This is a genomic window from Pseudomonas sp. BIGb0558 (assembly GCF_024807515.1).
GTDB lineage: Bacteria > Pseudomonadota > Gammaproteobacteria > Pseudomonadales > Pseudomonadaceae > Aquipseudomonas > Aquipseudomonas yamanorum_A.
In genome coordinates, this window is sequence record NZ_JANUEW010000001.1 from 648,008 (window position 1) to 668,439 (window position 20,432).

The window sequence follows — 20,432 nt, forward strand, 5'->3', positions numbered from 1 at the left end:
GACCAAAGAAGTGTTTTGCTAAAAAAGAAAAAGGGTAGCCGAGGCTACCCTTTTTAATCAATCACACATGAGGCTTGACGGCTTAGCCGCCAAACTTCTTGCGGATCTGCTGGACGGTGCGCAGCTGAGCTGCGGCCTCGGCCAGACGTGCAGCAGCAGAACCGTAGTCGAAATCTGCGCCTTTTTCGTTCAGGGCCTTCTCGGCAGCCTTGACGGCTTCCTGAGCGGAGGCTTCATCCAGGTCAGCAGCACGTTGCACGGTGTCGGCAAGTACCTTGACCATGTTCGGCTGAACCTCGAGGAAACCACCGGAGATGTAAAACACCTCCCGTTCCCCGCCCAGCTTGGTCAGAGTGATCGGACCAGGCTTCAAGGATGTAATCAATGGCGCGTGGCCAAAGTTAATACCCAGGTCGCCCAGTTCGCCGTGTGCAATCACACTCTCGATCTGACCGGAGAAGATTTCCCCTTCCGCGCTGACGATATCGCAATGGAATGTCATAGCCATCTGCTTGCCTCAACCTGATTAGCGCCCGTTACCGGGCGCCGGAATTACAGTTTCTTGGCTTTCTCGATCGCTTCTTCGATGCCGCCGACCATGTAGAACGCTTGTTCTGGCAGGTGGTCGTAGTCACCGTTGAGGATGCCTTTGAAGCCAGCAATGGTGTCTTTCAGGGAAACGTATTTACCCGAGGCACCGGTGAAGACTTCAGCCACGAAGAACGGCTGCGACAAGAAACGCTGGATCTTACGAGCGCGGGATACCAACTGCTTATCGGTTTCCGACAGCTCGTCCATACCCAGGATCGCAATGATGTCCTTCAGTTCTTTGTAACGCTGCAGAACGTACTGGACGCCGCGAGCGGTGTCGTAGTGTTCCTGGCCGATGACGTTCGGGTCCAGCTGGCGCGAAGTCGAGTCCAGTGGATCGACCGCTGGGTAGATACCCAGGGAGGCGATGTCACGGGACAGTACGACGGTGGCGTCCAAGTGGGCGAACGTGGTCGCTGGCGACGGGTCAGTCAAGTCATCCGCAGGTACGTATACCGCTTGGATCGAGGTGATCGAACCGTTTTTGGTCGAAGTGATACGCTCTTGCAGAGTACCCATCTCTTCGGCCAGGGTCGGCTGGTAACCTACCGCGGAAGGCATACGGCCCAGCAGTGCGGATACTTCAGTACCGGCCAGGGTGTAACGATAGATGTTGTCGACGAACAGCAGAACGTCGTTACCTTCGTCACGGAACTTCTCGGCCATGGTCAGGCCGGTCAGTGCTACGCGCAGACGGTTACCCGGCGGCTCGTTCATCTGACCGTAAACCAGTGCCACTTTGTCCAGAACGTTGGAATCCTTCATCTCGTGGTAGAAGTCGTTACCCTCACGAGTACGCTCACCCACACCGGCGAACACGGAATAACCGCTGTGCTCGATGGCGATGTTACGGATCAGTTCCATCATGTTTACGGTTTTGCCTACACCGGCACCACCGAACAGACCGACTTTACCGCCCTTGGCGAACGGGCAAACCAGGTCGATAACCTTGATGCCGGTTTCCAGCAGGTCGTTGCCGCCCGCTTGTTCCGCGAAGGAAGGCGCAGGACGGTGAATGCCCCAGCGCTCTTCGGTGTCGATTGGACCGGCTTCGTCGATCGGGTTACCGAGGACGTCCATGATCCGGCCCAGGGTCGCTTTACCGACCGGTACGGAGATGGCTGCGCCAGAGTCAGTGACTTCCAGACCGCGCTTCAAGCCTTCGGTGGAACCCATTGCAATGGTACGAACCACGCCGTCGCCCAGCTGCTGCTGAACTTCCAGGGTGGTGCCTGCATCGCTTTTGACTTTCAAAGCGTTGTAGATGCTCGGTACGCTGTCGCGTGGGAATTCCACGTCGATAACGGCGCCGATGATTTGAACGATACGTCCGCTACTCATAGCTGGATCCTCTGAATATTTGAACCGTTAAACCGCGGCAGCGCCGCCGACGATTTCCGAGATCTCTTGGGTGATCGCAGCCTGACGCGCCTTGTTGTAGATCAGCTGCAAATCGCTGATCAAATCACCGGCGTTGTCGGTAGCGTTCTTCATCGCGATCATCCGCGCAGCTTGTTCAGCCGCGTTGTTCTCGACCACCGCCTGGTACACCTGCGACTCCACGTAGCGCACCATCAAGCCGTCAAGCAGCTCTTTGGCGTCTGGTTCGTAGAGGTAGTCCCAGTGGTGCTTGAGTTCTTGTTCCGGGGCGGCCACCAATGGAATCAACTGCTCCACGGTAGGCTGTTGCGTCATGGTGTTGATGAACTTGTTGGATACCACGGACAGGCGGTCAATCCGGCCTTCCAGGTATGCATCCAGCATCACTTTGACGCTGCCGATCAAATCATTGATCGACGGTTCTTCGCCCAGGTGGCTGATAGCTGCAACGACGTTACCGCCGAAGTTGCGGAAAAAGGCCGCACCCTTGCTACCGACCACACACAGATCGATCTCGACGCCTTTTTCGCGGTTTACCGCCATGTCCTTGACCAGGGCCTTGAACAGGTTGGTATTCAAACCACCGCACAAACCACGGTCACTGCTCACCACGACATAACCAACGCGCTTTACTTCGCGATCGATCATGAACGGGTGGCGATATTCCGGGTTGGCGTTGGCCAGATGACCAATAACCTGGCGGATACGCTCCGCGTAGGGACGGCTAGCAGCCATGCGCATTTGTGCCTTGCGCATTTTGCTGACCGCCACTTTTTCCATGGCGCTGGTGATCTTTTGCGTGCTTTTGATGCTCGCAATCTTACTGCGAATCTCTTTTGCGCCTGCCATGTAACACCTATCAGGTTAGCAAGCGGGAGCCTCGCGGCCCCCGCTGCGGCTTACCAGGTTTGGGTGGCCTTGAACTTCTCGATACCGGCTTTGATGCCAGCATCGATGTCGTCATTGAAGTCACCCTTCACGTTGATCTTCGCCATCAATTCGGCGTGATCGCGGTTGAAGTAAGCAATCAGCGCTTGTTCAAAGCTGCCGACCTTGGTGATTTCAACGTCGGTCAGGAACCCACGCTCAGCGGCATACAGCGACAGCGCCATGTCAGCGATCGACATTGGTGCGTATTGCTTCTGCTTCATCAGCTCGGTAACGCGCTGACCATGCTCAAGTTGCTTACGGGTCGCTTCGTCCAGGTCAGAAGCGAACTGGGCGAATGCCGCCAGTTCACGGTACTGAGCCAGAGCGGTACGGATACCACCGGAGAGCTTCTTGATGATCTTGGTCTGAGCGGCACCACCCACACGGGATACCGAAACACCGGCGTTCACTGCAGGACGGATCCCGGAGTTGAACATGGCCGATTCCAGGAAGATCTGACCGTCAGTGATGGAAATCACGTTGGTCGGAACGAACGCGGAAACGTCGCCAGCCTGGGTTTCGATGATCGGCAGTGCGGTCAGGGAACCGGTTTTGCCGGTCACTGCGCCGTTGGTGAACTTCTCTACGTATTCTTCCGAAACGCGGGATGCGCGCTCCAGCAGACGGGAGTGGAGATAGAACACGTCGCCTGGGTAAGCTTCACGGCCTGGTGGACGGCGCAGCAGCAGGGAAATCTGGCGGTAAGCCACTGCTTGCTTGGACAGATCGTCATAAACGATCAGCGCGTCTTCACCGCGGTCGCGGAAGTATTCGCCCATGGTGCAACCGGAGTACGGTGCCAGGAACTGAAGTGCAGCGGATTCGGAAGCACTGGCGGCCACGACGATGGTGTTAGCCAGGGCGCCGTTTTCTTCCAGCTTGCGAACCACGTTGGCGATGGTCGATTGTTTCTGACCGATAGCTACGTAGACGCAGAAGATCCCGCTGTCTTTCTGGTTGATGATCGCGTCGATCGCCAGAGCGGTTTTACCGATCTGACGGTCACCGATGATCAGCTCACGCTGGCCACGGCCGACAGGAATCATGGCATCGACAGCCTTGTAGCCAGTCTGTACAGGCTGGTCTACCGACTTACGCCAGATCACGCCTGGAGCAACTTTCTCGACCGCATCGGTCTCGGTGTTGTTCAGCGGACCTTTGCCGTCAACTGGGTTACCCAGTGCGTCGACAACGCGACCCAGCAGTTCCTTACCAACCGGAACTTCCAGGATGCGGCCTGTGCACTTGGCGCTCATGCCTTCGGCCAGAGTCTGGTAGGAGCCCAATACAACGGCACCTACAGAGTCTTGCTCCAGGTTGAGGGCCATACCGTAGACGCCGCCCGGAAACTCGATCATCTCGCCGTACATTACGTCGGCCAGACCGTGAATCCGCACGATGCCGTCAGATACGCTGACGACAGTGCCTTCGTTACGGGCTTGGGAGGTCACATCGAGCTTGTCGATGCGGCCCTTGATAATTTCACTTATTTCGGAAGGATTGAGTTGCTGCATTGCTCTGCTGCCCCTTCAAACTCAAGATTTCAATGCTTCGGCAAGATTCGCGAGTTTGCCGCGAATCGAGCCATCGATAACCAGGTCGCCGGCGCGAATGATGACACCACCAATCAGGGTGGCATCCTCCGCAACTTGCAGGCGCACTTCCCGGTCGAGTCGTGCACTGAGAACCTTGGCGAGTTTGTCTTGCTGTTCTTGGTTCAATGCAAAAGCACTGGTCACTTCAACATCTACCGATTTCTCTTGTTCGGCCTTGTACAGGTCAAACAGAGCGGCGATCTCCGGCAGAAGCGGGAGACGGTCGTTTTCGGCAACGACGTGGATGAAGTTCTGCACTTTTACATCAAACTTGTCGCCGCACACGTCAATAAACGTGGCGGCCTTGTCTGCGCTCGTCAGTCGCGGGGCCTTGAGCACGCGCTGCATGGTGTCGTCTTGCGACACTGCTGCAGCCAGGCCGAGCATGGCTGACCAAGAGGCCAGCTGCTGGTGGGCCTGGGCGTGCTCGAAGGCTGCCTTAGCGTAAGGTCGGGCCAACGTGGTCAATTCTGCCATGATCGCCCTCGCTTAAATTTCAGCAGCCAGTTTGTTTACCAGCTCCGCGTGCGCGTTTTGATCGATTGTGGCACCCAGGATCTTCTCAGCACCGCCGACGGCCAGAGCACCCAGTTGGGCACGCAGCGCATCTTTGACACCGTTCAGTTCCTGCTCGATCTCGGCTTGAGCCTGAACCTTCACACGGTCAGCGTCGATACGGGCTTTTTCAACAGCCTCTTCAACGATCTGGTTACCGCGTTTCTTGGCTTGCTCAATGATTTCAGCTGCCTGAGCTTTCGCTTCGCGCAGTTGTTGACCCGCTTTATCTTGGGCCAACTCCAGGTCGCGAGCTGCTCGTGCGGCAGCGTCCAGTCCGTCTGCGATCTTCTTCTGACGTTCGTGCAAAGCCGCGATGACCGGAGGCCATACGAACTTCATGCAGAAAACAACAAAAATCAAGAACGCTAAGGACTGACCAATAATGGTTGCATTAATGTTCACGCCAATACCTCGCTCGTTCGTTGCACAACACACCAATCACTCGAAAAAACGAGTGATTAACCGGCGAGTTGACCAACGAAGGGGTTCGCGAAGGTGAAGAACAGAGCGATACCAACACCGATCATGGTCACGGCGTCGAGCAGGCCGGCGACGATGAACATTTTAACTTGCAGCATTGGAACCATTTCTGGCTGACGCGCTGCGCCTTCCAGGAACTTGCCGCCCAGCAGGCCGAAACCAATGGCAGTACCCAGGGCGCCCAGGCCGATCAACAGTGCAACAGCGATAGCGGTTAGACCAACTACAGTTTCCATCTTTCCTCCCGACTTTTACGTCGTATGGTTTAGGTTTTTTAGATTTTAAAGCGGTAAAACAAATCGTTTCATAGCCCTTCAGGGCTCCCCTCCCGTTTGACCGGGAGGGACATCAGACTAGTCGAAACTGGTCTTAATGGTTCTCTTCGTGCGCCATCGACAGGTAGACGATGGTCAGCATCATGAAGATAAACGCCTGCAGGGTGATGATCAGGATGTGGAACACAGCCCACGCCCACTGCAGAACAATGCCCAGGCCGCTAAGCCAGAGCAGACCGCTGCCGAACATCACAGCGATCAGAATGAACACCAGCTCGCCGGCATACATGTTGCCGAACAGTCGCAGGGCCAGGGAAATCGGCTTGGCGACCAGGGTCACGAATTCCAGCAGGAAGTTCACCGGGATCAGCAGGGCTTGAACGAAGATGTTCTTGCTGCCGAACGGGTGCAGGGTCAGTTCGCCGATGAAGCCGCCGATACCCTTGATCTTGATGCTGTAGAAAATGATCAACGCAAACACCGACAGGGCCATGCCCAGGGTGGCGTTAGGGTCCGTGGTGGAAACTGCACGGAATGGAATGTGCTGATCGCCGGAGATCAGGATGGCCAGCTGAGGAATCCAGTCGACCGGAATCAGGTCGACGGCGTTCATCAGGAACACCCAGACGAAGATGGTCAGTGCCAACGGTGCAATCACCGCGCTACGACCATGGAAGCTGTCACGCACGCTGCCATCGACGAATTCGACCAATACTTCAACGAAGTTCTGCAATGCACCTGGCTGACCGGAAGTCGCCTTCTTTGCCGCCATGCGGAAAATCAGGACGAAAATCAGACCCAATGCGACAGACCAGCCCAGAGTATCCAGGTGGAATGCCCAGAAGCCCATTTCTTTGGCTTCTGCTGCGGTGTGGGCAAAGCCCCAGCCGCCATTGGGTAGCTGACCGAAGGTCAGGTTCTGCAAGTGGTGCTGGATATAGCCCGAAGCGGTTGTCTCTGCCATGGTTGCCTCAAACGCCCTAAGGTCTCGAAAGTCTTGTTCTCATCAGCAGGGGCGAGAACCAGCTGACCAATTGGGTCAACACGAAGACGCCGAATACAGCTAGCGGCGCCAATGGCTTCACACCTGCAAAGGTCAGTGCAAACAGCACTGCCGTCAAAATCAGTTTCCCCGCCTCGCCGGCATAAAAAGACCGGACGATAGCCTGGGCTGCTCGGGCGCCGGAAAACCGAAAGGCCCTGTGAGCAAAATACATATTGGGCAGCAAGGCTATCAGGCCTCCGCAGAGTCCTGAGTACCCGGCTACGACTCCATACCAATACCAGAGCGCCAAAGAGGCGATCAGTAAAATGACAAATTGAGCCACTAAAACCGGGAAAACGGCCAAGCGATGGAACGGCGACGTGTTTGGCGTGCGGGTTTCCATCACTCTTGCTCCTCAATAGTCGGCTGCCGGAAATCAATAACTTGGCATAATTTGTGCCGACAAAATGCGCGCAGAGTATAGGGGCGGTTCAGCCCCTATTCAACTGCCGGGTAGTGATTTCCGACTGCGCGCTACAGAAGCAATTGTTTCAGCGGATGTGGGCAAGAACGCCCTGAAGCTCATCCAATGAGTTATATCCGATGACCAATTGCCCTTTGCCTTTCTTTCCGTGGCGAATTTGCACCGCAGAGCCTAGGCGTTCGGCCAGGCGCTGCTCCAGGCGTGCAATATCCGGATCAGGTTTGGCAGTTTCGACCGGTGCAGGTTTGCCGCTGAGCCACTGGCGAACCAGGGCCTCGGTCTGACGAACGGTGAGGCCTCGTGCGACAACGTGTCGCGCCCCTTCAACCTGTTGATTTTCCGGCAAACCGAGCAAAGCACGGGCATGACCCATTTCCAGGTCGCCATGGGAAAGCATGGTTTTGATGACTTCCGGCAGTGCGATCAGACGCAACAGGTTGGACACGGTAACCCGGGACTTGCCCACCGCATCCGCGACTTCCTGCTGAGTCAGTTTGAATTCCTGCTGCAAACGCTGCAGGGCGATCGCTTCCTCGATCGGATTGAGGTCTTCGCGCTGTATGTTCTCGATCAGTGCCATGGCGATGGCGGTTTCATCCGGTACATCGCGCACCATCGCCGGGATGGTTTCCTTGCCAGCCTGTTGGCTGGCACGCCAGCGGCGTTCGCCGGCGATGATTTCAAAGCGGCCTGCACCAATCGGGCGCACCACGATCGGCTGCATCACGCCCTGGGACTTGATCGAGTTCGCCAATTCTTCCAGCGCCTGGGGATCCATGTCCCGGCGCGGCTGGTATTTGCCGCGCTGGATCAGGTCCAGCGGCAGGTGCTGCAGCTCACGCTCGTCGGCCTGCACCGCTTGCTCTTCAAGGGTCGTGACAGTCGGACCACTCAGCAGTGCATCCAGTCCACGTCCGAGACCTCGTTTCTTGACGGCCATGGGGATTCCTTAAGTTGGCTGGGCTGCAGCGGTGCGTGAATTGCGGCGTTGACGACGAACCATCTCACCGGCCAGAGCCAGATAGGCAATGGCACCGCGGGATGACTTGTCATACGCCAGCGCGGGCATGCCATAGCTTGGCGCTTCGGCCAGGCGGATGTTGCGTGGAATCACGGTGTCGTAGAGCTGATCGCCGAAGTGTTCCTTGAGCTGCGCCGACACATCGTTCATCAGGCTCAGGCGCGGGTCATACATGGTCCGCAGCAGGCCTTCGATTTGCAGGTTCGGGTTGAGCAGCTCGGCGATACGCTTGATGTTATCCACAAGGTCGCTCAACCCTTCCAGCGCGAAGTACTCGCACTGCATGGGGATAATTACCCCGTCGGCGGCAACCAATGCGTTCAGTGTCAGCATCGACAGCGACGGCGGGCAGTCGATCAAAATGTAGTCGTAATTCTCGCGGATCGGCGCCAGGGCGCTGCGCAGACGGCTTTCTTTCATCTGCATTTCCAGCAGCACCACTTCCGCCGCGGTCAAATCGCGGTTGGCCGGCAGCAGTTGGTAACCGCCGTGCTCGGAGAAGTGCATGGCCTGGGCCAGGTCGCACTCGCCAATCAGCAAGTCATAGACCGAGTTTTCCAGGCCGTGTTTATCCACACCGCTACCCATGGTGGCGTTGCCCTGTGGATCGAGATCGATCAACAGCACCCGACGCTTGGTAGCGACCAGGGATGCTGCGAGGTTGATGCAGGTGGTGGTTTTGCCCACGCCACCTTTCTGGTTCGCTATCGCGAATACCTTAGCCATTCTTGCTTGTGTTCCCAATCATGCCGTGCGGCGCAGTATCAGCAGATGGCGTTGGCCTTGGCAACCGGGTACGGCCAAGGCGTGTTCGCTATCGAGGTGGAAGTCTGCCGGCAATGCTAACAGCTCGTCGCTTGGATGAACGCCCTTCATTGCCAGCCAACGGGTGTCGCGGTCGCCGAGGTGGCGGGTCCAGTTGCTGAAGTTCTCCATGCTGCTGAAAGCCCGGGAAACAATTCCGTTGAAAGGCTGTTCAGGCGTGAAGGCTTCGACGCGACTGTGGATAACTTGCAGGTTATCCAGCTTGAGTTCGAGTTTGACCTGGGTCAGGAAGCGGGTTTTCTTGCCGTTGCTGTCCAGGCACGTCACTTGCGACTCGGGAAACAGGATCGCCAGCGGGATGCCTGGCATACCGCCACCGCTGCCAACATCGAGCCAGCGGCCGTTTTCGATAAACGGCATCACGCTGAGACTGTCGAGCAGATGGCGAGAAACCATTTCGTCCGGGTCACGCACTGCAGTGAGGTTGTAAGCCTTGTTCCATTTGATCAACAGGGCCAGATAACCCAGCAGCAACTCGTGCTGGGCTTCAGTCAGGTTGACGCCAAGCTGGCGAGCACCTGTGGATAACTCTTCGGCGTGTTGCGAGGTGACCAACGAACTCAAGCGCTTTGCTCCAACTGACGGCCCGCGCCGCGTTTTTTCAAATGAATCATCAACAGCGAAATGGCTGCCGGCGTGACGCCTGGGATACGGGAAGCCTGGCCCAGGGTCTCTGGTCGAGTTATCCCCAGCTTGCTTTGAATCTCTTTCGACAGGCCGGAAATATTTGTGTAATCGATATCCACAGGCAGCTTGGTGTCTTCACTGGCCCGCAGACGAGCGATCTCATCCTGCTGACGGTCAATGTAACCGGCGTATTTGGTCTTGATTTCGACCTGCTCGGCGACCTGTGGATCTTCTGCGCCACCACCGGTGACCGAGATCAGACCAGCGTAGTCGATTTCCGGACGGGACAGCAGGTTCAGCAAGTTGTACTCGTGGGTCAGCGGGGTGCCGAATTTCTCGGCAATCGCATCGCCTTGCTCGGTGCCCGGGCGAACCCAGGTACTTTTCAGGCGTTGCTCTTCCAGTTCGATGCTTTCGCGTTTTTTGCAGAAGGCAGCCCAACGCGCGTCGTCGACCAAGCCCAGCTCGCGACCTTTTTCGGTCAAGCGCAGGTCGGCGTTGTCTTCCCGCAGGATCAGGCGATATTCGGCCCGGGACGTAAACATCCGGTACGGTTCCTGGGTGCCGAGGGTGATCAGGTCGTCGACCAACACACCGATGTACGCCTCATCGCGACGCGGGCACCAGCTGTCTTTGCCCTGTGCACGCAGTGCGGCGTTGGCTCCGGCCAGCAAACCCTGGGCGCCGGCTTCTTCGTAACCGGTGGTGCCGTTGATTTGGCCAGCAAAGAACAAACCGCCGATCACCTTGGTTTCCAGGCTGTATTTCAAGTCACGCGGGTCGAAGTAGTCGTACTCGATGGCATAGCCAGGCCGCACGATGTGCGCATTTTCCATACCGCGAATCGACTGCACGATCTGGATTTGCACGTCGAACGGCAAGGAAGTGGAAATCCCGTTCGGATACAGCTCGTGGGTAGTCAAACCTTCCGGCTCGATGAAGACCTGGTGGCTTTCCTTGTCGGCAAAGCGATGGATCTTGTCTTCGATCGACGGGCAATAGCGTGGCCCAATGCCTTCGATCACACCGGAATACATCGGCGAACGGTCGAGGTTCGCGGCAATGATTTCGTGGGTTCGGGCGTTGGTGTGGGTAATCCAGCAACTGACCTGTTTCGGATGCTGTTCCTTGGAGCCCATGAACGACATGACCGGGATCGGTGTGTCGCCGGCTTGCTCGGTCATCACCGAGAAATCCACCGAACGGCCATCGATACGTGGCGGCGTGCCGGTTTTCAGGCGACCAACGCGCAGTGGCAGTTCGCGAAGGCGTTGTGCCAAGGCGATTGACGGCGGATCACCAGCGCGGCCACCGGAATAGTTCTGCATACCGATGTGGATAAGTCCACCGAGGAACGTACCGGTGGTCAACACCACGGATTCTGCGAAGAAACGCAGGCCCATTTGGGTGACAACACCGCGTACATGGTCCTGCTCGACGATCAGGTCATCGGCTGCCTGCTGAAATATCCACAGGTTCGGTTGGTTTTCCAGGGTTTCGCGGACAGCGGCCTTGTACAGGATCCGGTCGGCTTGAGCACGAGTGGCTCGCACGGCCGGGCCTTTGCGGCTGTTCAATACGCGAAATTGAATACCACCTTTGTCGGTAGCCATGGCCATCGCGCCGCCCAGGGCATCGATTTCCTTGACCAGGTGGCTTTTGCCAATCCCGCCAATCGCGGGGTTGCAGCTCATGGCACCGAGGGTTTCCACGTTATGCGTCAGCAACAGGGTTTTTGCCCCCATGCGTGCTGACGCCAGTGCTGCCTCGGTACCGGCATGACCGCCGCCGATGACGATCACTTCAAAACGGGAAGGGAAATCCACCACGCACCTCGTGCCTGCTTCTGTAGGTAATTAGGAATGAGCGTTCGAGATCAGGTTTTCGAACGAGTCGGCAAGTATAGGGACTTCGCCCTTCCTAAAGAACCCTTTGCACAAAATTTAACCAGCTGTGGATGAATCACGAACAATAGAAATTAAAAGAGAGAAATTTATTAAATCTTTGTTTTTATGTTTATTTCTACTGAGGCATGTTTCTGTGGATAGATCGCTACAGGCCTTTATTTACTTTATGTACAGAGATTCAAAAGTCTGTGGTTAGGTGCCAAGGAGGCCCTTGGATAAGTGGTGTAAGCCTGTGGATTAAACAAGTGGTTATCCACAGAGGGGTTTTTACTCAGGTTTTACGCCCTGTTATCAACTGGGCACAGGGGCGGTTATTCACAGGGCTTAATCCACAGAAAAGCGTCAAATGAGGCAAATCCCGGACGCAGGAAAGCCGTCGCGACGTTCGCGTTATTCAGAAAAAAGAATTGAATGCCCTGAAACGGGCAAAACAGACAGGCCCGAATGGCCTGTCTGGGGAACGGTAAACGTTATTTACCGATGCAGAAGCTGGAAAAGATCCGTCCCAGCAGATCATCGGAGCTGAAAGCACCGGTAATCTCGCCCAATAACTGTTGAGCCTGGCGCAGATCTTCTGCCAGCAGCTCACCAGCACCTGCCAGGGTCAACTGGGCCCGACCGTGCTCGAGGGCCGCACTGGCATGCCGCAGCGCTTCCAGGTGCCTGCGGCGAGCACTGAAGCTGCTTTCCGAGGTCTGCTCGTAACCCATGCAGGCCTTCAGATGGTCGCGCAGCAACTCCAGGCCATCCCCTGCCGACTTGGCGCTGAGGCTGATGGTGACGTGGCCATCGTCGCTGACTTCCAGGGCGATTGCTTCGCCCGTCAGGTCAGCCTTGTTACGAATCAGCGTGACCTTGGCGGGGTCTGGCCGTTGTTCGAGGAATTCTGGCCACAGTGCGAACGGGTCCGCAGCTTCCGGCGCGGTGGCATCAACCACCAGCAGCACGCGATCGGCTTCAGTGATTGCCTTCAACGCGCGTTCTACTCCGATCTTCTCTACCTGGTCATCGGTGTCACGCAGCCCGGCCGTGTCCACGACATGCAGCGGCATGCCATCGATGTGGATATGTTCGCGCAAGATATCCCGTGTAGTGCCGGCAATCTCGGTAACGATGGCCGCTTCGCGTCCGGCCAGGGCATTGAGGAGGCTCGACTTGCCAGCGTTGGGCCGGCCGGCAATCACCACGGTCATACCGTCGCGCAGCAAGGCTCCTTGCCCCGCTTCACGCAGTACTGTGGATAACTCGTCACGGACTTTATCCAGCATCGCGAGGACATGGCCATCGGCGAGGAAGTCGATTTCTTCCTCGGGGAAATCAATCGCCGCCTCTACGTAGATGCGCAAGCTGATCAACTGCTCGGTGAGGTTATGCACACGTAGGGAAAACGCACCCTGCAATGAGCGCAACGCATTGCGCGCGGCTTGTGCAGAACTGGCTTCGATCAGGTCGGCAATCGCTTCGGCCTGGGCCAGGTCGAGCTTGTCGTTGAGGAACGCGCGCTCGCTGAATTCGCCCGGGCGTGCCAGGCGGCAACCCAGTTGAAGGCAACGCTGCAGCAGCATATCCAGAACGATCGGGCCGCCGTGGCCTTGCAGTTCAAGCACATCTTCGCCGGTAAATGAGTTCGGGCCCGGGAAATAAAGGGCAATCCCTTCGTCCAGAACCTCTTCTTCGACGCCTAGAAAAGGCCCGTAATGCGCATACCGAGGCTTCAGCTCCCGCCCACTGATGGCCTGGGCCGCCACGCCGGCGAGCGGCCCGGAAATACGAACGATACCGACACCACCACGACCTTGAGCGGTGGCGACAGCGGCGATGGTTTCACGAGGAGCGCTCATGGCGGGTACCCGGCTAAAAGTGACGGAAAGCAAAACGCCCCACTAGGGGGCGTCTTGAGTGGTGTTATCCACAGAGTAAATTACGCCTCGGCTTTTTTGGTAGCCGCTTCGATTTTACGTGTGATGTACCACTGTTGAGAGATCGACAGGCAGTTGTTGACCACCCAGTACAGCACCAGACCAGCCGGGAACCACAGGAAGAAGAAGGTGAAGATGATTGGCATCATTTTCATTACCTTGGCCTGCATCGGGTCCGGCGGAGTCGGGTTCAGACGCTGCTGGATGAACATGGTCGCGCCCATGATGATCGGCAGGATAAAGAACGGGTCTTTGATCGACAGGTCAGTTATCCACAGCATGAACGGTGCCTGACGCATTTCCACGCTTTCCAGGAGAACCCAGTACAGCGACAGGAATACCGGCATCTGCACCAGAATCGGCAAGCATCCACCCAGCGGGTTGATCTTCTCTTTCTTGTACAGCTCCATCATGGCCTGCGACATTTTCTGCCGGTCATCGCCATGTTGTTCTTTCAGCGCGGCCAGTTTCGGGGCCACGGCACGCATACGCGCCATCGACTTGTAGCTGGCAGCCGACAGTGGGAAGAAGATCCCCTTGATCAGCATGGTCAGCAGGATGATCGAGAAACCCCAGTTACCCACAATGCTGTGGATATGTTGCAGCAGCCAGAAGATCGGCTGGGCAATGAACCAGAGAATGCCGTAATCCACAGTCAGTTCCAGACCTGGGGATAACTCTTTGAGGACTGCCTGGCTTTTCGGGCCGGCATACAGAGTAGCGCTGGCTTCAGCCTTGGCACCCGGAGCGACGGTCAACGTCGGGCCAGTAAAGCCAATGATGTAGTTGCCCTGGCTGTCTTTGCGGGTTTGAACCAGGTTCGCATCACCCTTGTTCGGGATCCATGCGGTCACGAAGTAGTGTTGCAACCAGGCAACCCAGCCACCTTGGACTGTTTCTTTCAGCGCGCCCTTGTCGATATCTTTCATCGACACTTTTTTGTACGGCTCGCTACTTGTCCACAGGGCTGCGCCCAGGTAAGTCGCGGTGCCGGTGGCGGTGCTGGAAGAAGGATCGGCGCTGTTGTCGCGCTTGAGCTGGGCAAACAGGTTGCCAGTCCACGGCTTCGCGCTTTCGTTGTCGATCAGATAGGTGACTTTCAGATCGTACAAACCGCGGGTGAAGCTGAAACGCTTGATGTAGTTGACGCCGTCGTGACTGAATTTCAGGTCGACGTTCAACTGGTTCTGGCCATCAGCCAGTTGATAAGTCTTCTGTTCGGTCGAATAAACCGGACGACCGGTAGCACGAGCATCCGGACCGTCAGTGCCGGTCAGGCCACTTTGCGCCAGATATACACGTTCGCCGCCGTTATCGAACAGCTGGAACGGAACATCCGGATGGTCTTGGCGACGTGGATACAGCGGCAGCTTCAGCTGGGCGATATCACCACCTTGTGGATCGATAGCCAGGTCCAGTACATCCGTTTTTACGTGGATGAGGTCTTTATTGGTGACGACCGGGGTTTCTACCGGGGTGCTGGTATCGGCATTCGCGCTGGGTACATCGGCACTGGCGGCAGCATTGTTACCCAGTGGCGTGTCCGGAATAGCCGGCGCCGACTGATTGGTAGCAACATTCTGAGTCGGCAGGGCAGCTTGGCCATAATCCTGGTTCCACTTAAGAACCATAGAGTAGGACACGATTGCCAGGGCGACGATCAGGATCGTGCGTTTAATATCCATGATTACTCGGCCATCGAAGAAGAACGGGAGGTAGGGATAGGTGGAACCGGGTCATAACCACCGGGATTCCACGGATGACAGCGACCTAAACGACGAAAGGTCAGCCAGCCACCGCGCAGAAGGCCATGATTTTCTATGGCTTCCAACGCGTAGCAGGAACAACTGGGGTAGAAACGACAGTGATTTGCCATCAGGGGACTAATGGCATAGCGGTAAAACTGGATCGGAACGAGTGCCAGTTTACGCATCAGTACTGTCTACCCCTACAGTTTCGGTGCTGACAGCTGGTGTTGGCTTGTTGGTACGAGCCAAACGTTTCCAGAGCTTGCCGAAATGCTGAATCAATTCGGGGTTTTCTACGTCCCCCAAGCCTTTGCGCGCGACGATAACAATATCCCAACCAACCAGAGTCTCCTGGTGGAGGCGAAACGATTCGCGCATCAGACGCTTGAGGCGATTGCGCTCAACGGAGAGCTTTACGCTCTTCTTGCCGATCACCAACCCGAGACGGGGGTGATCCAGATCGTTGTTACGCGCAAGGAGCAGGAGATTTTTCCCCGGAACCTTGCCGGTGGGGGAGTCAAAGACTGCCTTGAAATGCCGGGGGGTTAGCAGACGCTTTTCCCGACTGAAGTCCTGACTCACCACCAGTACCGGATTATCAAACTGCCAGACGCGCACGACCTTTGGCGCGGCGACGCGACAGGACAGCACGGCCGTTCTTGGTGGCCATGCGAGCACGGAAGCCGTGAGTACGGGCGCGTTTGATGGTGCTTGGTTGGAAAGTACGTTTCATGGCGTGTTACCTGGTTCGTCCACAACGGGCCGGAATGGCCCCCGTTTTAAGAGACCGGCGATTCTAGAGAAAGCAAGCCTCTAGGTCAATTTCCAACCAGCTTTTCCTTTAATTAGATCTCTGGAGGCATTTGAACCGAATCCGTGCGGTTCGGCTTTCACGAGCAATGCCATAGATATAAAAATAAAGAAGGAAGTTATTTAAAGCTTTTCTGTAAAGCTTATAAAAGCTAGGGAGGCGATCTTCTGTGGATAACTACCTTCAGCCCATATTCCACGTGATGTACAGAGAATGACAACACGGGGGAGAAACGGTGCTCTGCCTGTGCTGCGCTATCGGATAAGCTGTGTGTGGAATGGCTACTTATCCACAGGCCAGTTACCCACAGACTTTCGACCCCACTTGTACAACGGGCTTAGGGTCGCTTATCCACAGAGCTTATGCACAGACCATTTGTCGCCTTTTTTACGGTTAAGGCATTGATTCTTGGCGCCCTGTGAGCAACCTACATGTGGATAAGTGGACGGCTGGCCGCTACAATGGCGGCTGTTTTTGCCTCACCGGCTTTCAACTTAGGGGATATCCGTGTCAGTGGAACTTTGGCAGCAGTGCGTGGAGCTTTTGCGCGATGAGCTGCCTGCCCAGCAATTCAACACCTGGATCCGTCCGCTACAGGTCGAAGCCGAAGGCGACGAGTTGCGTGTCTACGCACCCAATCGTTTTGTTCTCGACTGGGTCAACGAGAAATACCTGAGCCGCGTTCTCGAATTGCTCGACGAACACGGCAACGGGCTTGCTCCGGTACTCTCCTTATTAATAGGCAGCAAACGCAGCTCGGCACCTCGTGCTGCGCCGAATGCACCGCTGGCAGCGAGTGCTTCGCAGGCTCAGGCCGCGGCGGCACCTGTTAATAACTCGCCAGCACCGGTTGCCCAGACGCCTTCGAAATCCTCGTCGCAGAAAAACGCGCCTATAAATGAAGAGCCGTCCCGCGACAGCTTTGACCCAATGGCCGGCGCCAGCTCCCAACAGGCTCCGGTTCGTGCTGAACAGCGCACCGTCCAGGTAGAAGGTGCGCTCAAGCACACCAGTTACCTGAACCGCACGTTCACCTTTGAGAACTTTGTCGAAGGTAAATCCAACCAGTTGGCCCGTGCGGCTGCCTGGCAGGTCGCCGACAACCCCAAGCACGGTTACAACCCGCTCTTCCTTTATGGCGGCGTTGGCTTGGGTAAAACTCACTTGATGCACGCTGTGGGTAACCACCTGTTAAAGAAGAACCCGAACGCCAAGGTTGTGTACCTGCACTCGGAGCGCTTCGTGGCCGACATGGTCAAGGCGCTGCAGCTCAACGCAATCAACGAGTTCAAACGGTTCTACCGTTCCGTTGATGCCTTGCTCATCGATGACATTCAGTTCTTCGCCCGCAAGGAACGTTCCCAGGAAGAGTTTTTCCACACGTTCAACGCATTGCTCGAAGGCGGCCAACAGGTCATCTTGACCAGTGACCGCTATCCGAAGGAAATCGAAGGTCTGGAAGAGCGTCTGAAGTCGCGCTTCGGCTGGGGCCTGACCGTTGCGGTAGAGCCGCCGGAGCTGGAAACCCGCGTCGCAATCCTGATGAAGAAGGCCGACCAGGCTAAAGTCGATCTGCCTCATGACGCCGCGTTCTTCATCGCCCAGCGCATTCGTTCCAACGTGCGTGAGCTGGAAGGCGCGCTCAAGCGGGTCATCGCTCACTCGCACTTCATGGGCCGCGACATCACCATCGAGCTGATTCGCGAATCCCTGAAAGACCTGCTGGCGTTGCAAGACAAGCTGGTGAGTGTGGATAACATCCAGCGCACCGTGGCCGAGTACTACAAGATCAAGATTTCCGACCTGCTGTCCAAGCGCCGTTCGCGCTCGGTGGCACGTCCCCGTCAGGTGGCGATGGCGCTCTCCAAAGAGCTGACCAACCATAGCCTGCCGGAAATTGGTGATGTGTTTGGCGGTCGCGACCACACCACGGTCTTGCACGCGTGCCGCAAGATCAACGAACTTAAGGAATCCGACGCGGATATTCGCGAGGACTACAAGAACCTGCTGCGTACACTGACTACTTGATGAACACCAGCGCAGCTTATTAAGGCAAGGGACTAGACCATGCATTTCACCATTCAACGCGAAGCCCTGTTGAAACCCCTGCAACTGGTCGCAGGCGTCGTCGAGCGCCGACAGACCTTGCCGGTGCTTTCCAACGTATTGCTGGTTGTAGAAGGCCAGCAATTGTCCTTGACCGGTACCGACCTGGAAGTCGAGCTTGTCGGTCGTGTCCAGCTGGAAGAGCCCGCCGAACCGGGCGAGATCACCGTGCCGGCGCGCAAGCTGATGGACATCTGCAAAAGCCTGCCCAACGACGCGCTGATCGACATCAAGGTTGATGAGCAGAAGCTGGTGGTCAAGGCCGGTCGCAGCCGCTTCACGCTGTCGACTTTGCCTGCCAACGACTTCCCGACCGTGGAAGAAGGTCCTGGCTCGCTGACCTGCAGCCTGGAGCAAAGCCGACTGCGCCGTTTGATCGAGCGCACCAGCTTCGCCATGGCCCAGCAGGACGTGCGTTACTACCTCAACGGCATGCTGCTGGAAGTCTCTGAAGGCATCATCCGCGCCGTCGCCACCGACGGTCACCGTCTGGCTATGTGCTCGATGAAAGCCGATATCGGTCAGCCGGATCGCCATCAGGTCATCGTGCCGCGTAAAGGTATCCTGGAACTGGCCCGCTTGCTGACCGAGCCGGACGGCAATGTCAGCATCGTGTTGGGTCAGCACCATATCCGCGCGACCACTGGTGAGTTCACCTTCACGTCCAAGCTGGTTGACGGCAAGTTCCCGGATTACGAGCGCGTGCTGCCTAAAGGTGGCGACAAACTGGTGATCGGCGATCGTCAGGCCCTGCGTGAAGCGTTCAGCCGTACTGCGATTCTTTCCAACGAGAAGTACCGCGGTATTCGCCTGCAATTGGCCAACGGCCAACTGAAAATCCAGGCGAACAACCCGGAGCAGGAAGAGGCGGAAGAAGAAGTGGGCGTCGACTACAACGGCGGCAACCTGGAAATCGGCTTCAACGTCAGCTATTTGCTCGACGTGCTGGGCGTGATGACCACCGAACAGGTCCGCCTGATCCTGTCCGACTCCAACAGCAGCGCCCTGGTACAAGAATCCGACAACGATGACTCGGCTTACGTTGTCATGCCGATGCGCCTGTAATCATGTTCAGCAGAAGCTAGATGTCCCTCAGTCGTGTCTCGGTCACCGCGGTGCGCAATTTGCACCCGGTGACCTTCTCCCCCTCCCCCCGCATCAATATCCTCCACGGCGCCAACGGCAGTGGCAAAACCAGCGTGCTGGAAGCCATTCACCTGCTGGGGCTCGCCCGTTCCTTTCGCAGCGCCCGCCTATTACCGGTGATTCAGTACGAACAACTGGCGTGCACGGTATTTGGCCAAGTCGAATTGGCGGAAGGCGGTCACAGCAGCCTGGGGATCTCTCGAGACCGGCAGGGAGAGTTTCAAATCCGCATTGACGGGCAAAACGCTCGCAGTGCCGCGCAACTGGCGGAAATTCTGCCGCTGCAACTGATCAACCCGGATAGCTTTCGCTTGCTGGAAGGTGCACCAAAGATCCGCAGACAATTCCTCGATTGGGGAGTGTTCCACGTGGAACCGCGTTTCATGGCCACTTGGCAGCGCCTGCAGAAGGCCCTGCGGCAGCGGAACTCATGGCTGCGGCATGGTACACTTGACGCCGCTTCGCAAGCTGCTTGGGACCGGGAACTGTGCCTGGCCAGCGCTGAAATAGATGAATACCGCCGTGCCTATATCAAAGCCTTGAAACCAGTCTTTGAGCAGACCTTGAGCGAGTTGCTTGAACTCGAAGGGCTGACGTTGAGCTACTACCGTGGTTGGGACAAAGACCGGGAACTGAGTGCAGTGCTCGCGACGTCCTTACAGCGGGATCAGCAAATTGGTCACACCCAGGCCGGACCACAACGGGCTGATTTGCGCCTTAGATTGGGCGCACATAATGCCGCGGATATCTTGTCCCGCGGTCAGCAAAAGTTGGTGGTCTGCGCCCTGCGTATCGCCCAAGGGCATCTGGTTAGCCAGGCCCGGCGCGGGCAGTGTATTTATCTGGTGGATGACTTGCCGTCCGAACTGGACGAGCAGCACCGCCGCGCGTTATGCCGCTTGTTGGAAGACTTACGCTGCCAGGTGTTTATCACCTGTGTAGACCACGAATTATTGAGGGAAGGCTGGCAGACGGAAACGCCAGTCGCTTTGTTCCACGTGGAACAAGGCCGTATCACCCAGACCCACGACCATCGGGAGTGAA

The 20,432-nt window shown here is 56.8% G+C and carries 21 protein-coding genes; 3 read left to right on the top strand and 18 right to left on the bottom strand.

Going from position 1 to position 20,432, the window contains the following annotated elements; all coding sequences use genetic code 11:
• Positions 1 to 82 precede the first annotated feature (82 nt).
• The 18 genes from M2400_RS02975 to rpmH form a co-directional block, all read right to left on the bottom strand.
• A complete protein-coding gene (locus tag M2400_RS02975) occupies positions 83 to 508 on the bottom strand; it encodes a F0F1 ATP synthase subunit epsilon (RefSeq protein ID WP_008439541.1) in 426 nt (141 codons plus the stop codon).
• Positions 509 to 552: 44 nt separating this feature from the next.
• Positions 553 to 1,932, bottom strand: coding sequence for a F0F1 ATP synthase subunit beta (atpD, locus tag M2400_RS02980; protein WP_003213545.1), 1,380 nt, complete (start codon positions 1,930 to 1,932; stop codon positions 553 to 555).
• Between the two features lie 27 nt (positions 1,933 to 1,959).
• Positions 1,960 to 2,820, bottom strand: a complete 861-nt coding sequence (gene atpG / locus M2400_RS02985; protein ID WP_003213547.1) for a F0F1 ATP synthase subunit gamma — start codon at positions 2,818 to 2,820, stop codon at positions 1,960 to 1,962.
• Between the two features lie 50 nt (positions 2,821 to 2,870).
• Complete coding sequence (gene atpA, locus M2400_RS02990) at positions 2,871 to 4,415, bottom strand: F0F1 ATP synthase subunit alpha (protein WP_003213549.1); 1,545 nt, start codon at positions 4,413 to 4,415, stop codon at positions 2,871 to 2,873.
• Positions 4,416 to 4,436: 21 nt separating this feature from the next.
• Positions 4,437 to 4,973, bottom strand: a complete 537-nt coding sequence (locus tag M2400_RS02995) for a F0F1 ATP synthase subunit delta (protein ID WP_003213551.1) — start codon at positions 4,971 to 4,973, stop codon at positions 4,437 to 4,439.
• Between the two features lie 12 nt (positions 4,974 to 4,985).
• On the bottom strand, positions 4,986 to 5,456 hold the full coding sequence (locus tag M2400_RS03000; protein WP_008439543.1) for a F0F1 ATP synthase subunit B: 471 nt from the start codon (positions 5,454 to 5,456) through the stop codon (positions 4,986 to 4,988).
• Between the two features lie 56 nt (positions 5,457 to 5,512).
• Positions 5,513 to 5,770 (bottom strand): F0F1 ATP synthase subunit C, encoded by a 258-nt coding sequence (gene atpE / locus M2400_RS03005; RefSeq protein ID WP_002555987.1) that lies wholly within the window; start codon positions 5,768 to 5,770, stop codon positions 5,513 to 5,515.
• A 133-nt stretch (positions 5,771 to 5,903) separates the two neighbouring features.
• Positions 5,904 to 6,773 carry a F0F1 ATP synthase subunit A gene (gene atpB / locus M2400_RS03010; protein WP_177043615.1) on the bottom strand — a complete coding sequence of 290 codons (870 nt, stop codon included), beginning with the start codon at positions 6,771 to 6,773 and terminating at the stop codon, positions 5,904 to 5,906.
• A gap of 16 nt (positions 6,774 to 6,789) precedes the next feature.
• Positions 6,790 to 7,197 carry a F0F1 ATP synthase subunit I gene (locus tag M2400_RS03015; RefSeq protein ID WP_177043614.1) on the bottom strand — a complete coding sequence of 136 codons (408 nt, stop codon included), beginning with the start codon at positions 7,195 to 7,197 and terminating at the stop codon, positions 6,790 to 6,792.
• Positions 7,198 to 7,345: 148 nt separating this feature from the next.
• Positions 7,346 to 8,218 (bottom strand): ParB/RepB/Spo0J family partition protein, encoded by an 873-nt coding sequence (locus M2400_RS03020; RefSeq protein ID WP_177043613.1) that lies wholly within the window; start codon positions 8,216 to 8,218, stop codon positions 7,346 to 7,348.
• A gap of 9 nt (positions 8,219 to 8,227) precedes the next feature.
• On the bottom strand, positions 8,228 to 9,025 hold the full coding sequence (locus M2400_RS03025) for a ParA family protein (RefSeq protein WP_003213559.1): 798 nt from the start codon (positions 9,023 to 9,025) through the stop codon (positions 8,228 to 8,230).
• A gap of 18 nt (positions 9,026 to 9,043) precedes the next feature.
• On the bottom strand, positions 9,044 to 9,688 hold the full coding sequence (gene rsmG, locus M2400_RS03030) for a 16S rRNA (guanine(527)-N(7))-methyltransferase RsmG (protein ID WP_003213561.1): 645 nt from the start codon (positions 9,686 to 9,688) through the stop codon (positions 9,044 to 9,046).
• A complete protein-coding gene (mnmG, locus tag M2400_RS03035) occupies positions 9,685 to 11,577 on the bottom strand; it encodes a tRNA uridine-5-carboxymethylaminomethyl(34) synthesis enzyme MnmG (RefSeq protein WP_259198932.1) in 1,893 nt (630 codons plus the stop codon). Before mnmG ends, rsmG begins: the two co-directional genes overlap by 4 nt.
• Before the next feature lie 551 nt (positions 11,578 to 12,128).
• On the bottom strand, positions 12,129 to 13,499 hold the full coding sequence (gene mnmE, locus M2400_RS03040; protein ID WP_259198931.1) for a tRNA uridine-5-carboxymethylaminomethyl(34) synthesis GTPase MnmE: 1,371 nt from the start codon (positions 13,497 to 13,499) through the stop codon (positions 12,129 to 12,131).
• Positions 13,500 to 13,579: 80 nt separating this feature from the next.
• Complete coding sequence (gene yidC, locus M2400_RS03045; protein ID WP_003213572.1) at positions 13,580 to 15,262, bottom strand: membrane protein insertase YidC; 1,683 nt, start codon at positions 15,260 to 15,262, stop codon at positions 13,580 to 13,582.
• 2 nt (positions 15,263 to 15,264) lie between these two features.
• Positions 15,265 to 15,510, bottom strand: coding sequence for a membrane protein insertion efficiency factor YidD (gene yidD / locus M2400_RS03050; protein ID WP_003213574.1), 246 nt, complete (start codon positions 15,508 to 15,510; stop codon positions 15,265 to 15,267).
• Positions 15,503 to 15,907, bottom strand: coding sequence for a ribonuclease P protein component (gene rnpA / locus M2400_RS03055; protein ID WP_256390017.1), 405 nt, complete (start codon positions 15,905 to 15,907; stop codon positions 15,503 to 15,505). Before rnpA ends, yidD begins: the two co-directional genes overlap by 8 nt.
• A gap of 16 nt (positions 15,908 to 15,923) precedes the next feature.
• The gene (rpmH, locus tag M2400_RS03060) at positions 15,924 to 16,058 is read right to left on the bottom strand and encodes a 50S ribosomal protein L34 (RefSeq protein WP_003213577.1); all 135 of its coding nucleotides are present in this window, start codon (positions 16,056 to 16,058) and stop codon (positions 15,924 to 15,926) included.
• Between the two features lie 585 nt (positions 16,059 to 16,643).
• Here rpmH and dnaA point away from each other — a divergent pair.
• Genes dnaA through recF form a run of 3 tightly spaced genes read left to right on the top strand, consistent with a single transcriptional unit; the run spans position 16,644 to position 20,431 of the window.
• Positions 16,644 to 18,164, top strand: coding sequence for a chromosomal replication initiator protein DnaA (gene dnaA, locus M2400_RS03065; RefSeq protein ID WP_032868695.1), 1,521 nt, complete (start codon positions 16,644 to 16,646; stop codon positions 18,162 to 18,164).
• A 39-nt stretch (positions 18,165 to 18,203) separates the two neighbouring features.
• Complete coding sequence (dnaN, locus tag M2400_RS03070) at positions 18,204 to 19,307, top strand: DNA polymerase III subunit beta (RefSeq protein WP_003213582.1); 1,104 nt, start codon at positions 18,204 to 18,206, stop codon at positions 19,305 to 19,307.
• A 20-nt stretch (positions 19,308 to 19,327) separates the two neighbouring features.
• Complete coding sequence (gene recF, locus M2400_RS03075) at positions 19,328 to 20,431, top strand: DNA replication/repair protein RecF (RefSeq protein WP_003213585.1); 1,104 nt, start codon at positions 19,328 to 19,330, stop codon at positions 20,429 to 20,431.
• Position 20,432: the final 1 nt, after the last annotated feature.

Excerpts from the sequence above, each read along its gene's own strand:
- atpE (WP_002555987.1), bottom strand. The coding sequence starts at position 5,770 with ATGGAAACTGTAGTTGGTCTAACCGCTATCGCTGTTGCACTGTTGATC.
- atpB (WP_177043615.1), bottom strand. The coding sequence starts at position 6,773 with ATGGCAGAGACAACCGCTTCGGGCTATATCCAGCACCACTTGCAGAAC.
- atpD (WP_003213545.1), bottom strand. The coding sequence starts at position 1,932 with ATGAGTAGCGGACGTATCGTTCAAATCATCGGCGCCGTTATCGACGTG.
- M2400_RS03025 (WP_003213559.1), bottom strand. The coding sequence starts at position 9,025 with ATGGCTAAGGTATTCGCGATAGCGAACCAGAAAGGTGGCGTGGGCAAA.
- recF (WP_003213585.1), top strand. The coding sequence starts at position 19,328 with ATGTCCCTCAGTCGTGTCTCGGTCACCGCGGTGCGCAATTTGCACCCG.
- yidC (WP_003213572.1), bottom strand. The coding sequence starts at position 15,262 with ATGGATATTAAACGCACGATCCTGATCGTCGCCCTGGCAATCGTGTCC.
- M2400_RS02995 (WP_003213551.1), bottom strand. The coding sequence starts at position 4,973 with ATGGCAGAATTGACCACGTTGGCCCGACCTTACGCTAAGGCAGCCTTC.
- dnaN (WP_003213582.1), top strand. The coding sequence starts at position 18,204 with ATGCATTTCACCATTCAACGCGAAGCCCTGTTGAAACCCCTGCAACTG.
- M2400_RS02975 (WP_008439541.1), bottom strand. The coding sequence starts at position 508 with ATGGCTATGACATTCCATTGCGATATCGTCAGCGCGGAAGGGGAAATC.
- atpG (WP_003213547.1), bottom strand. The coding sequence starts at position 2,820 with ATGGCAGGCGCAAAAGAGATTCGCAGTAAGATTGCGAGCATCAAAAGC.
- M2400_RS03015 (WP_177043614.1), bottom strand. The coding sequence starts at position 7,197 with ATGGAAACCCGCACGCCAAACACGTCGCCGTTCCATCGCTTGGCCGTT.
- atpA (WP_003213549.1), bottom strand. The coding sequence starts at position 4,415 with ATGCAGCAACTCAATCCTTCCGAAATAAGTGAAATTATCAAGGGCCGC.
- M2400_RS03020 (WP_177043613.1), bottom strand. The coding sequence starts at position 8,218 with ATGGCCGTCAAGAAACGAGGTCTCGGACGTGGACTGGATGCACTGCTG.
- yidD (WP_003213574.1), bottom strand. The coding sequence starts at position 15,510 with ATGCGTAAACTGGCACTCGTTCCGATCCAGTTTTACCGCTATGCCATT.
- mnmE (WP_259198931.1), bottom strand. The coding sequence starts at position 13,499 with ATGAGCGCTCCTCGTGAAACCATCGCCGCTGTCGCCACCGCTCAAGGT.
- rpmH (WP_003213577.1), bottom strand. The coding sequence starts at position 16,058 with ATGAAACGTACTTTCCAACCAAGCACCATCAAACGCGCCCGTACTCAC.